Origin of the sequence: Kitasatospora sp. NPDC015120 (assembly GCF_043080305.1) — a bacterium.
Classification (GTDB): Bacteria; Actinomycetota; Actinomycetes; order Streptomycetales; family Streptomycetaceae; genus Kitasatospora.
The window spans coordinates 44,870-57,176 of record NZ_JBIBVJ010000026.1; the positions used below are offsets into that span (position 1 = coordinate 44,870).

A 12,307-nucleotide genomic window follows, 5' to 3' on the forward strand; every position below is an offset into this window, starting at 1 on the left:
GGACAGGAAGCTCCACCGGCAAACCGGAAGCGGGTTGTCGCACCTTGTGTATAGGGTCGGGGCAGCAAGCAACGACCAAACCGTGCCAGACGATCGAGCGGGGTGAGGTAAATGGCGAGCAAGGACACCGGCGGCGGCCAGCAGCGGGCGAACCGCTCCTCCGAGGAGGTCGAGGAGCAGGCCGCGGAAGCGCAGAATTCCGAGGACCTCAAGGAGCGCCAGGAAAAGCTGAGCGACGACGTCGACGCGGTTCTGGACGAAATCGACGAGGTCCTGGAATCGAACGCCGAGGATTTCGTGCGGCAGTTCGTGCAAAAGGGCGGACAGTAATCCCGGTCGGGCTCCGGGCGGCTGCCCGGCGGCATTCCGGGAATTCACGGTCGCGACCGACGACGGCGGACGGGCGGCGGGAGCCGTCCGTCCGTCCGATCCGGCCCTCCGCCGTGCTGGACAGTGATCGTCCGGCCGGTAGGGTGCGGGCAGTGCGCGCTTCAAGCTACCTGGAAGGAATCGTGTGGAAGCCAACACTCGTGGCACCGGGCGTCTACCGGCTGCCTTCCTGACCCCGGGGTCCTCGTCGTTCCTCGACTTCCTGGAGGCCCACCGGCCCGAGCTGATCCCCGGCCGGCGCAGCCTGCCCGAGGGCGTCATCGAGGCCCCGCACGGCACGACCATCGTGGCCGCGGTCTTCGACGGCGGCGTGGTCCTCGCCGGTGACCGCCGGGCGACCATGGGCAACGTCATCGCCCAGCGGGACATGGAGAAGGTCTTCCCCGCGGACGAGTACAGCGCGGTCGGCGTCGCCGGCACCGCCGGCCTCGCGATCGAGATGGTCCGGATGTTCCAGCTGGAGCTGGAGCACTACGAGAAGATCGAGGGCACCGTGCTCTCGCTGGAGGGCAAGGCCAACCGGCTCACCACCATGATCCGGGGCAACCTCGGCATGGCGATGCAGGGCCTCGCGGTGGTGCCGATGTTCGCCGGCTACGACCTCGACCTCGGCCGCGGCCGGATCTTCACCTACGACGTCACCGGCGGGCGCTCCGAGGAGCGCGGCTTCGCCGCCACCGGCTCCGGCTCGGTCTTCGCCCGCGGCTCGATGAAGAAGCTCCACCGCGAGGACCTCACGGCCCAGCAGGCCTCCACCATGGTCGTCCAGGCCCTCTACGACGCGGCCGACGACGACTCCGCGACCGGCGGCCCCGACCTCGCCCGCAAGATCTTCCCGATCGTCTCGCTGATCACCGAGGACGGCTTCCGCCGGCTCACCGAGGCCGAGGTCGCCGAGATCGCCGTCTCCATCACCGACCAGCGCCTGACCCAGCCCAACGGGCCGCAGGCCCCGCTGCTCTAGCCATCAACTGAGGAAGGAAGGGACGACCGCCGGTGTCGACACCGTTCTACGTCTCCCCCCAGCAGGCCATGGCGGACCGCGCGGAGTACGCCCGCAAGGGCATCGCGCGCGGTCGCAGCGTGGTCGTGCTCACCTACGCCGACGGCATCGTCTTCGTCGCCGAGAACACCTCCCGGGCGCTGCACAAGGTGTCCGAGATCTACGACAAGATCGCCTTCGCGGCGGTCGGCCGGTACAACGAGTTCGAGAACCTGCGCATCGGCGGCGTCCGTTACGCCGACCTGCGCGGCTACACCTACGACCGGGCCGACGTCACCGCCCGGGGCCTGGCCAACGTCTACGCCCAGACGCTCGGCACCATCTTCTCCTCGGTCGGCGAGAAGCCCTACGAGGTCGAGCTGATCGTCGCCGAGGTCGGCCGCACCGACGCGGACGACCAGATCTACCGGCTCACCCCGGACGGCTCGGTCGTCGACGAGAAGAACTACGTGGTGGTCGGCGGCAACGCCGACTCGATCGGCAACTACCTCGGCCAGCGGCACCGCGCCGGCTTCTCGCTCACCGAGGCCGTCAAGCTCGCCGTGGACTCGCTCGCCCGCGACCCCAACGGCGGCACCCCGCGCGCCCTCACCCCCGACCAGCTGGAGGTGGCGGTCCTGGACCGCCAGCGCTTCCAGCAGCGCAAGTTCAAGCGGATCCTGGGCGGCCAGCTCGCCCGGCTGCTCGACGGCGACCAGTCCGCCGAGTCGGACGACTCCGACGACACGGACGGGAAGGGGAAGCCGGCGGTCACCCCGCCGGGCGACTCCGACCAGTAGTGCCCACGGGGTCCCGTGCGGGCGGCCGGTGACGGCGGCCGCACGGGACCCCGGTGCCCCTGCGGCGGCCCGGACGGGCTTTCGCGGAGGCGGTTTCGGACAGCTCCCATCAGAGAATGGATGGCCCATGGACCGCCGAATTTTCGGGCTGGAGAACGAGTACGGCGTCACCTGTACGTTCCGCGGGCAGCGCAGGCTGTCCCCGGACGAGGTCGCCCGCTACCTCTTCCGCCGCGTAGTCTCCTGGGGCCGCAGCAGCAACGTGTTCCTGCGCAACGGTGCCCGCCTCTACCTCGACGTGGGCTCCCACCCCGAGTACGCCACCCCCGAGTGCGACGACGTCGTCGAGCTGGTGACGCACGACAAGGCGGGCGAACGCATCCTCGAAGGCCTGCTGGTCGACGCCGAGCGGAGGCTGCACGAGGAGGGCATCGCGGGGGACGTCTACCTCTTCAAGAACAACACCGACTCCGCCGGCAACTCCTACGGCTGCCACGAGAACTACCTGGTGGCCCGGCACGGCGAGTTCTCCCGGCTGGCCGACGTGCTCATCCCGTTCCTGGTGACCCGGCAGCTCATCTGCGGCGCCGGCAAGGTGCTGCAGACCCCGCGCGGCGCGGTCTACTGCGTCAGCCAGCGCGCCGAGCACATCTGGGAGGGCGTCAGCTCGGCGACCACCCGCTCCCGCCCGATCATCAACACCCGCGACGAGCCGCACGCCGACGCCGAGCGCTACCGCCGGCTGCACGTCATCGTCGGGGACTCCAACATGTCGGAGACCACCACCCTGCTCAAGGTGGGCTCCACCGACCTGGTGCTGCGGCTCATCGAGGCCGGCGTGGTGATGCGCGACCTCACCCTGGAGAACCCGATCCGGGCCATCCGCGAGGTCAGCCACGACCTCACCGGCACCCACCAGGTCCGGCTCGCCAACGGCCGCGAGGCCAGCGCGCTCGACATCCAGGAGGAGTACTACACCAAGGCCCTGGAGTTCGCCGACCGCAAGGGCATCAACACCGGCACCATCGCCCGCGTCCTCGACCTGTGGGGCCGCACCCTGGAGGCGGTCAGGACCGAGCGCCTCGACGGGGTCGCCACCGAGATCGACTGGATCATGAAGTACAAGCTCATCGAGCGCTACCGCGAGAAGCACCAGATGAGCATGAGCAACCCCCGGGTTGCCCAGATCGACCTCGCCTACCACGACATCCACCGCCGCCGCGGCCTGTTCTACCTGCTCCAGGGCAAGAACCAGGCCCAGCGGGTGACCACCGACCTCAAGACCTTCGAGGCGAAGTCGATCCCGCCGCAGACCACCCGGGCCCGGCTGCGGGGCGACTTCATCCGCCGGGCGCAGGAGCAGCGCCGCGACTTCACCGTCGACTGGGTGCACCTGAAGCTGAACGACCAGGCGCAGCGCACCGTGCTCTGCAAGGACCCGTTCCGGTCGGTCGACGAGCGGGTGGAGAAGCTCATCGCCGGGATGTGACCGGCGCGCGGACGGGGGAGCGGCGCGCGCACGGCGCTCCCGTCGGTGTGATCTTCGCGGTGTCCGGTCCCGGTGGTGCCTACCGGGACCGGACACCGTCTGCGCATACGCTGTCCGTCGAGTCCGGAGCCGGAGTCCGGAGAGCCGACTTTGACCGACAGTTAGGAACGCCGTGCGCCGCACCGCCGGGTTGCTTCTCACCCTGCCCCTGCTGCTGGCGGTGGCCTGCAGCAGCTCCACCAAGCCGGCCGGCCAGGCCACGCCCACCGCGTCGCCGACCGCCGCGCCCACCGTGCCCGCCCCGGTGAACGAGGCCTCGCCGATGCCGGTGCTGTCCGGCGGTGGCTTCGGGAGCAAGGCCACCATCACCCTCCCCGAGGGCCAGCAGCCCAGCGGGCAGTTCGTGGTGAACACCGTCAGCGAGGGGGACCGCTCGGCGGTCAACAAGGGCGACTGGGTGACGGTCAACTACACCGCCAAGGACTGGACCACCGGCAAGGACCTGCCCAGCTCCTACGACTCCGGCGGCAAGCCGCAGCTCTACCAGGCGGGCAGCGGGCAGCTGGTGCCGGCCTTCGACCAGAGCGTGATCGGCAAGAAGGTCGGCAGCCGGCTGCTGGTCGTCGCCCCGCCGGCCGCCGCGTTCGGCACCCAGGGCTCCACCCAGCTCGGCGTCGGCCCCGGTGACACCGTGGTCTTCGTGCTCGACATCGTCGAGAGCCTGCCGCCGGACTCCACGCTGTCCGGCGCCATGACGCCGCCGCCGGCGAACCTGCCGCAGGTCAAGGACAACGGCAAGGCCGCCGTCACCATCACCGTGCCGGCCGGGCAGGCCCCGCCGACCGACCTCCAGCAGGCCGTGCTGATCAAGGGCGAGGGCAAGCAGGTCAAGTCCGGGCAGACCCTGGTCGTGCAGTACACCGGCGTGCTGTGGGCCAACGGCCAGCAGTTCGACTCCTCCTGGAGCCACGGCGGCGCCCAGGCGCTGCAGATCGGCACCGGCAGCGTCATCGAGGGCTGGGACAAGGGCCTGGTCGGCCAGAACGTCGGCAGCCGGGTGCTGCTGGTGGTGCCGCCGTCGCTCGGCTACAAGGACCAGGCGCAGGGCTCGGTGCCGCCGAACTCGACCCTGGTGTTCGTGGTGGACGTCCTGGAGGCCGTGTGACGCCCCGGTGATCCCGGGGATCCCCGGGACGGGCTGGTTCGGGCCCGGGGGGATTCCGTACGCTTGGGCGGGCGCTCGCACGGGCAAGCGCCCGCCCTCATCCTGACCTGTCATACTGCCCTCGCACTGTGGTAGGCGCCGCCGGCGTCCGGGGTCCGGGCGGGCAGTGCGACAGCACCCCGGCGCCACCACGCCGGCCGTAGACCTCGAAGACCTCGTGGCGAGATGGATGGGGAGTCATGTCTGAGAAAGCGTCGAGCCCGGGCGGGTCCGGCACCGCGCACGGTAACTCCGCCGGAGACCCGGCCGATTCGAGGCCCGGCGGCCCGCTCCCGGGCGACGGCGAGTCGATCATCGTTCCTCCGGCGATCCTGAAGCAGCAGGCCGGGTGGGGCGGGTCCGGGGAGGCGCCGCGGGCCGCGGGGACGAAGACCGACGAGGCCCCGCAGATCTTCGCCTCGACCGTCCGCCGCCAGGACACCTCCGAGGCCGGGTACGACGAGAACCCGGGCAACGTCGGCAAGCTCGGCGTGATCCTCGGTACGGTCCTCGGCGTGCTGCTCATCGGCAGCGCCGTCACCCTGTACCTGGTGAACAAGGACGGTTCGTCGGACGACGCCGCCGCCAAGCCGGACACCGCCAAGTCCGCCCCGGCCACGCCGACCGTCCCGCCGGTCCCGCCGATCAAGGACAGCGCCAAGGTGCTGCCCAACGTCACCGGCGACTACGGCACCAAGGCCACCATCGAGGTGCCCGCCGAGCAGGCCGACGGCAGCTTCGTGGTCAAGGTCCTCTCCGAGGGCAACGGCCCCAAGGTCGAGAAGAACTCCTGGACCTCCGTCGACTACACCGGCAAGGACTGGAACACCGGCAAGGACATCCCGTCCTCGTACGACGACAAGGGCAAGCCGCAGATCTTCCAGGCCGGCACCGACGCGCTCATCCCGGCGCTCGACCAGGCCGTCATCGGCAAGAAGGCCGGTTCCCGGCTGCTGGTCGTCGCCCCGCCGGCCGCCGCCTTCGGCGCCCAGGGCAACCCGAGCATGTCGATCGGGGCGGAGGACAACCTGATCTTCGTCATCGACATCCGCAACAGCAACGCCCCCGACGCCGTCGTCAGCGGCACCGTGACCCCGCCGCCCGCGGACTTCCCGCAGGTCAAGGACAACGGCAAGAAGCCCGCCGACATCACCCCGGTGCCCGGCGCGGCCGACCCGACCGAGCTCAAGAGCCACGTCCTCATCAAGGGCGAGGGCCGCAAGGTCGAGAAGGGCGAGAAGATCCTCGTCCAGTACACCGGCGCGCTGTACAAGGACGGCAAGGTCTTCGACTCCTCGCTCAGCAAGGGCCAGGCGTTCTCCTTCCCGCTCGGCGGCGGCCAGGTCATCGCCGGCTGGGACCAGGGCCTGGAGGGCCAGACCATCGGCAGCCGGGTCGAGCTGGTCATCCCGGCCTCGCTCGGCTACAAGGACCAGGCGCAGGGCGACATCCCGCCGAACTCGACGCTGGTCTTCGTCGTCGACATCCTCGATGCGGGTCAGGGCTGATCCACTTTCGGGTGACAATGGTGTGCGTGTGACCTCCGGGGCCGGCCGCGTGGCCGGCCCCGGACGGGCGGCGGGCGCCCGTACCGTGGTCCGGGAACGGACCGGGGTGCGGGCGCCCGCTGCTTGGTCATGGAACGAACCAACCGTGAGATGAGGCACTAGTGAGCAAGCCCGAGATCGACTTCCCGGTCGGCGACCCGCCGGCCGAGCTGAAGATCCGCGACATCACCGTCGGCACCGGCGAGGAGGCCAAGCCCGGCCAGGTCGTCGAGGTCCACTACGTCGGCGTGACCTATGCGACCGGCGAGGAGTTCGACGCCAGCTGGAACCGCGGTTCCACCTTCAAGTTCCCGCTCGGCGGCGGCCGGGTCATCAAGGGCTGGGACCAGGGCGTCGCCGGCATGAAGGTCGGCGGCCGCCGCGAGCTGGTCATCCCGCCGCACCTGGCCTACGGCAACCAGTCGCCCAGCCCGCTCATCCCGGCGGGCTCGACCCTGATCTTCGTGGTCGACCTGATCTCCGTCTGAGGACGCTGATCACCAGGGCCGCACCCCGACCCCGGGGTGCGGCCCCACGTCTTCGCGGACTCGGCTTTTGCCGTGCGTACCGCTACCGGTACGGTCGTCCCGCCGGGTCCACGACGCCCCGGCGGGCGCACCCCGCGCGCTGCGCGGCACACCGGAAGGGTCAGCGATGGCGATCGCCAAGGCAGAGCGGCTGATGAATCTCGCCCTGTGCCTGATGAACACCAGACGTCCGCTCTCCAAGAAGGAGCTGCGGGAGTCCATCGAGGCCTACCGCGAAGCCTGGCAGAACAGCAGCGAGGAAGCCTTCAACCGGATGTTCGAGCGGGACAAGGACGACCTGCGCGAACTCGGACTGGTCATCGACGTCGACGAGAACGCCCTCGACGGCGAGCTCGGCTACCTGGCCCGCGCCGACCGCAACCGCCTGCCGGAGATCGCCCTCGACGCCGAGGAGGCCGCCGCGCTCACCCTCGCCGCCCGGGTCTGGCAGCAGGCCAAGATGAGCGGCGCCGCCAGCGGCGCGCTCCAGAAGCTGCGCGCCGCCGGCATCCCCTTCACCGAGACCGAGCGCCGCCCCGCCCTCGAACCGCGCATCCCGGCCCGCGAGGCCGCCTTCGAACCGCTGCTCACCGCCGCCCGCGACCGCCGCCCGGTCACCTTCGAGTACCGCAAGGCCGGCGCCGCCGCCGTCGAGCAGCGCAGCGTCGAACCCTGGGCCCTGGAGTGCTGGCGCGGCCACTGGTACCTGGCCGGCTGGGACCGCGACCGCGAGGACGCCCGGGTGTTCCGGCTCAGCCGGATCACCGGCAAGGTCCGGGCCCGCTCCGGCGCCTTCCTGGGCACCGTGCCCGAGCACGTCGACGTCCGCGCCACGGTCGCCAAGTTCGCCGGCGAGGGCGCCACCGCGACCGCCGTGGTCAGGGTCCGCCGCGGCGCGGGCTTCCCGCTGCGCACCAAGGCGGTCACCACCCGGCGGGCCGACGACAGCTGGGACGAGCTGGAGATCCCGTACGGCAACGGGCTCGGCGCCGACCTCGCCGAGTTCGGGCCGGACGTGCTGGTGGTCGGCCCCGAGGAACTGCGGGCCGACGTCATCGACCGGCTGCGCGCGGTGGCCGGCAGTGTGGTGGAGGGTGTGCGGGCATGAGCAACGCGATCGACCAGACCCGGCGGATGCTCTCGCTGGTCACCTATCTGCGCGAGCGCCCCGGCGCCGAGGTGGCCGAGGTGGCCCGCGCCTTCGGCATCAGCGAGCGCGAACTGATCGGCGACCTCAACGTCCTGCCGATGTGCGGCACCAGCTTCCGCGGCGGCGACCTGCTCGACATCGACACCGACGGCGAGCGGATCTGGTGGCACAACGTCGACGACGTCGCCCAGCCGCTGCGGCTGGCCGCCGACGAGGCGACCGCGCTGCTCGTCGCCGCCCGTGCGGTGGCCGGCCTGCCCGGCCTGCGGGCCGGTGACCGCGAGGCGCTCACCCGGGCCGTCGCCAAGATCGAGAACGCGGCGGGGGAGAGCGCCGAGGGCAGCGCCCGGGTCGGCGTCACCTTCGAGGCCGAGAGCCACGTCTTCGCCGACATCGACCGCGCCCTCAGCGAGGGCCGCCGGCTCTGGCTGCGCTACTACTCGCACGGCCGCGGCGGCATGACCGAGCGCGAGGTCGACCCGATCCGGCTGCTCACCGAGGGCCACACCTACCTGGAGGCCTGGTGCCGGACCTCCGAGGACCACCGGATGTTCCGGCTCGACCGGGTCGCCGAGATCAGGGTCCTGGACGTCCCCGCCGACCCGCCCAAGCGCGAGCCGCGCGACCTCTCCGGCGGGCTGGTCAACCCCTCCGCCGACGATCCCGAGGTCGTCGTCGAGGTCTCCTCCGGCGGCCGCTGGGTCGCCGAGTACTACACCCACGACCGGGCCGAGGAACTGCCCGACGGCGGACTGCGGATCACCCTGCGCAGCGCCGACCCCTCGCAGCTGCGCCCGCTGGCGCTGCGGCTGGGCCGCGACGGGCGGATCGTCTCCCCGCCGGAGCTGGCCGGGCAGGCGCGGGCGGCGGCGCTGGAGGCGCTGGCGCACTACGGGGAGGGGCTGGTCTGAGCCGTGGAGCCGGGTACCAGGTTCAAGGTGTACTGCTCGGAGTGCCGGGAGAAGGTGGAGCTGCCGGTCGAGGCGTTCCGCCTGACGTTCGGCCGCACGGCGGCGCAGGCGCACTACAGCTTCGGGTGCCCGCTGTGCGGGGCGGCGGTGCGCAAGCCCGCCGGCGAGAAGATCGTCGCGGCGCTGACCGGGGCCGGGGTGCGGACCATGCGGCTGGTGCCCGCCGAGGGGTGAGCGGGGGGCCGGCGACGAGGGCCTAAGGTGGGGGACATGTCCTGGATGCTCGTCGCCGCCGTCCTCCTCGCCACCGCCGGCCTGCTGGTGCTCGGCGCCCTCGCGGTCCGGCTCTGGCTGGACGTGCGGGCGCTGGCCAAGGGCGTGGACGCCGCCTCCCGGGCGCTGGCCGAGGCGGCCGGGGACCTCGCGGCCTCGGCGGCGGGCCGCTCCTGACCGGTCCCGCCCGCCGGGAAAGCGGAACGGGGGCACCGGGGGCTGCTGCTCGGGGGCAGGGGCGCGTTACGCTCTCAGTTGGCTCCTGAACGCGAACGGGGGCCGCTGTCCTGTTCGGGCGGCCGTCGTCAGGGCGTCATCCGCAGCGGTTACCATCCCCGCAGCGGGCGGCCGGTCGGTGCCGCCGAGACTGAAGGTGGTCGAGCATGCGGGTCTCGTTCACCGCGATCCTCCTGGTCGCGGTCATTGCCATTGTGCTCTTCGGCGCCAAGCGGCTGCCGCAGCTGGCGCGTTCGCTCGGCCAGTCGGCACGGATCCTCAAGAGCGAGGCCAAGGCGATGCGCACCGACGGCGCCGACAGCCCGGCCCCGCCCGCCCCGGAGGCGGCCGACGGCGCTGCGGCGAGGACCATCCAGTCCGCCCCGGGCGCGTCCGCGACCGCCCGCCCGGTGACCGAGCAGCCCACCGGGCAGTCCGCTGCGGACGGCGGGGCGCGCTGAGCGCGCGGCACGCGCGACCACTGGAGGCCCGTCGACCGGCGGGCCCCGACGCACGAGTTGAGGACCGGGGTTGAGCAAGCTCACCAAGGCGTCGAAGACGCCCAAGGATCCCGAGGGACGGATGGCCCTCGCCGACCACCTGCGGGAACTGCGCAACCGGGTGGTCAAGTCGGTCCTGGCGATCGTGGTGTTCACGATCATCGCGCTGATCTTCCACAAGCAGATCGAGACGCTGCTGCTCAAGCCGATCCAGCGGTGTACACCGGAGTTCCTCGCGGCGCCCACGGGCCGCTGTGCGGAGGTCTCGACCATCGGTCTGACCGCGGGCTTCAACTGGATGCTCAAGGTCGCCCTGACCGCCGGTGTGGTCGCCACGGTCCCCGTCTGGCTGTACCAGCTGTGGGCCTTCGTGGCGCCGGGCCTGCACAAGCACGAGCGCAAGTACACGATCATCTTCATGGCGTGCGGCGCGCCGCTGTTCCTGGCCGGTGTGACGCTGGCGATCCTGCTGCTGCCGCTGACCGTCGACGTGCTGCTCTCCTTCACCCCCGAGGAGACCACGCCGATCCTGCCGCCCGCGGACTACTTCGACATCGCCACCCGGCTGGTGCTGGTCTTCGGCCTGGCCTTCGAGTTCCCGCTGCTGCTGGTCATGCTGAACCTGGTCGGCATCGTCACCGGCAGGCGGCTGCTGGGCTGGTGGCGCGGCATGGTGATGGGCATCACCGTGTTCGCGGCCTTCGCGACGCCCAGCGCCGATCCGCTGAGCATGCTGGCGCTGGCCGCGCCGATCTGGGGCCTGTACTTCATCGCGGTCGGGGTGGCGATGCTGAACGACCGGCGCAAGGCCCGGCGCAACCCGGACCTCGCGCTGAGCGACGAGGAGGCCTCGCCCGTCGACCTCTCGGTGGCGCCGGTCGCCGAGGCCGAGGCGATCGAGGCGTCGGGCACGCCGACCGCCTCCGGTCAGGTGCCGGCCGCCCGTCACGAGCAGATGGACGACATCACCTGAGCCGGCCGGCGAGCTGAACCCGCGAGCCCCGGCCCGCCGCTCCCGAGCGGCGGGCCGGGGCTTTTCGGTGCCTTTCGTCCGTTCCGGGCGGGCGGTCTTGGCAGTATCGATGGCATGTGACATATTACTGCCGTGTCCCACTCCCAGAGACTCCCCGACGTCGTGGTGGTCGGTGCCGGCGTCGTCGGCGCCGCCTGCGCGTACTACGCCGCCCGGGCCGGCCTCGCCGTCGACGTCGTCGACCGCGGCCCGGTCGCCGGCGGCACCACCGGCGCCGGCGAGGGCAACCTGCTGGTCTCCGACAAGGAGCCCGGCCCCGAGCTCGACCTCGCCCTGTACTCGGCCGGCCTGTGGCGCGAACTCTCCGACGCGTTCGGCGCCGCCGTCGAGTACGAGCCGAAGGGCGGCCTGGTCGTCGCCGGAACCCCCGCCCGCCAGGAGGCGCTGCGCGCCTTCGCCGCCGGGCAGACGGCGGTCGGCGTCCTCGCCGAGGAGATCCCCGGCGAGCGGCTGTCCGAGCTGGAGCCGCACCTCGCGCCCGGCCTGGCCGGCGGCTTCCACTACCCCCAGGACGCCCAGGTCCAGCCCGCGCTGGCCGCCGCCCACCTGCTGCGCGCCGCCCGCCGGGCCGGGGCCCGGCTGCACACCGGCGAGGCCGTGCGGGCCGTGCGGCTCGGGGCCGACGGCGCCGTGCGCGGCGTCGAGACCGAGCGGCGGCGGCTGGACGCGGCCGCCGTGGTCAACGCCGCCGGCACCTGGGGCGGTGAGCTGGCCGCGCTGGCCGGCGTCCACCTCCCGGTGCTGCCGCGGCGCGGGTTCGTGCTGGTCACCGAGCCGCTGCCGCGGATCGTGCGGCACAAGGTGTACGCCGCCGACTACGTGGCCGACGTGGCCAGCGGCTCCGCCGCGCTGCAGACCTCGGCCGTGGTCGAGGGCACGCCCGGCGGGCCGGTGCTGATCGGCGCCAGCCGCGAGCGGGTCGGCTTCGACCGGACGCTCTCGGTGGAGGTGGTGCACCGGCTGGCCGCCCAGGCGGCCGCGCTCTTCCCGGTACTGGCCGGGGTGAGCGTGATGCGCGCCTACCGGGGCTTCCGCCCCTACCTGCCGGACCACCTGCCCGCGATCGGCGCCGACCCCCGGGTGCCCGGGCTGTACCACGCCTGCGGCCACGAGGGCGCGGGCATCGGCCTGGCCCCGGCCACCGGGCTGCTGATCGCCCAGCAGCTCACCGGCAAGGAGCCCGACCTGGCCCTCGCGCCGTTCCGGGCCGACCGCTTCCCGGCCGGCGACGACGCCTGAGCCTCCCGCCGAGGCCGGCGGCCGAGCCCCTGCGGCCGAGGCCCGA

14 protein-coding genes and 1 pseudogene are annotated in these 12,307 nt (G+C 72.3%); all 15 read left to right on the plus strand.

The genetic code is table 11. The features are described 5' to 3' along the window. Positions 1–111 precede the first annotated feature (111 nt). A complete protein-coding gene (locus ACF1AK_RS32945) occupies positions 112–330 on the plus strand; it encodes a ubiquitin-like protein Pup (RefSeq protein WP_380298058.1) in 219 nt (72 codons plus the stop codon). Positions 331–485: 155 nt separating this feature from the next. Continuing rightward, positions 486–563: pseudogene (locus ACF1AK_RS32950) on the plus strand (recombination endonuclease VII); the annotation flags it as partial. After that, positions 560–1,354 (plus strand): proteasome subunit beta, encoded by a 795-nt coding sequence (prcB, locus tag ACF1AK_RS32955; protein ID WP_391502522.1) that lies wholly within the window; start codon positions 560–562, stop codon positions 1,352–1,354. The pseudogene ACF1AK_RS32950 and the gene prcB, both read left to right, overlap by 4 nt. A 32-nt stretch (positions 1,355–1,386) precedes the next feature. After that, the gene (gene prcA, locus ACF1AK_RS32960; RefSeq protein ID WP_391502494.1) at positions 1,387–2,172 is read left to right on the plus strand and encodes a proteasome subunit alpha; all 786 of its coding nucleotides are present in this window, start codon (positions 1,387–1,389) and stop codon (positions 2,170–2,172) included. Positions 2,173–2,299: 127 nt separating this feature from the next. After that, complete coding sequence (gene pafA / locus ACF1AK_RS32965) at positions 2,300–3,661, plus strand: Pup--protein ligase (RefSeq protein WP_391502495.1); 1,362 nt, start codon at positions 2,300–2,302, stop codon at positions 3,659–3,661. 172 nt (positions 3,662–3,833) lie between these two features. Beyond that, positions 3,834–4,826, plus strand: coding sequence for an FKBP-type peptidyl-prolyl cis-trans isomerase (locus ACF1AK_RS32970; RefSeq protein WP_391502496.1), 993 nt, complete (start codon positions 3,834–3,836; stop codon positions 4,824–4,826). Between the two features lie 239 nt (positions 4,827–5,065). Then, positions 5,066–6,373 carry an FKBP-type peptidyl-prolyl cis-trans isomerase gene (locus ACF1AK_RS32975; RefSeq protein WP_391502497.1) on the plus strand — a complete coding sequence of 436 codons (1,308 nt, stop codon included), beginning with the start codon at positions 5,066–5,068 and terminating at the stop codon, positions 6,371–6,373. A gap of 161 nt (positions 6,374–6,534) precedes the next feature. Next, positions 6,535–6,900: an FKBP-type peptidyl-prolyl cis-trans isomerase gene (locus ACF1AK_RS32980; RefSeq protein ID WP_344321862.1), complete on the plus strand. Its 366-nt coding sequence runs from the start codon at positions 6,535–6,537 to the stop codon at positions 6,898–6,900. Positions 6,901–7,066: 166 nt separating this feature from the next. Further along, complete coding sequence (locus ACF1AK_RS32985; RefSeq protein ID WP_391502498.1) at positions 7,067–8,047, plus strand: helix-turn-helix transcriptional regulator; 981 nt, start codon at positions 7,067–7,069, stop codon at positions 8,045–8,047. Beyond that, positions 8,044–9,000: a helix-turn-helix transcriptional regulator gene (locus ACF1AK_RS32990; protein ID WP_380294324.1), complete on the plus strand. Its 957-nt coding sequence runs from the start codon at positions 8,044–8,046 to the stop codon at positions 8,998–9,000. Before ACF1AK_RS32985 ends, ACF1AK_RS32990 begins: the two co-directional genes overlap by 4 nt. A gap of 3 nt (positions 9,001–9,003) precedes the next feature. Next, a complete protein-coding gene (locus ACF1AK_RS32995; RefSeq protein ID WP_387679971.1) occupies positions 9,004–9,234 on the plus strand; it encodes a hypothetical protein in 231 nt (76 codons plus the stop codon). 36 nt (positions 9,235–9,270) lie between these two features. Then, positions 9,271–9,450 (plus strand): hypothetical protein, encoded by a 180-nt coding sequence (locus ACF1AK_RS33000; protein WP_391502499.1) that lies wholly within the window; start codon positions 9,271–9,273, stop codon positions 9,448–9,450. A 206-nt stretch (positions 9,451–9,656) separates the two neighbouring features. Then, positions 9,657–9,950 (plus strand): Sec-independent protein translocase subunit TatA, encoded by a 294-nt coding sequence (tatA, locus tag ACF1AK_RS33005; protein ID WP_391502500.1) that lies wholly within the window; start codon positions 9,657–9,659, stop codon positions 9,948–9,950. Positions 9,951–10,071: 121 nt separating this feature from the next. Beyond that, the gene (gene tatC / locus ACF1AK_RS33010) at positions 10,072–10,962 is read left to right on the plus strand and encodes a twin-arginine translocase subunit TatC (protein ID WP_391502523.1); all 891 of its coding nucleotides are present in this window, start codon (positions 10,072–10,074) and stop codon (positions 10,960–10,962) included. Between the two features lie 132 nt (positions 10,963–11,094). After that, entirely contained in the window at positions 11,095–12,261 is a 1,167-nt protein-coding gene (locus ACF1AK_RS33015; protein ID WP_391502501.1) for an NAD(P)/FAD-dependent oxidoreductase, read from the plus strand. Positions 12,262–12,307: the final 46 nt, after the last annotated feature.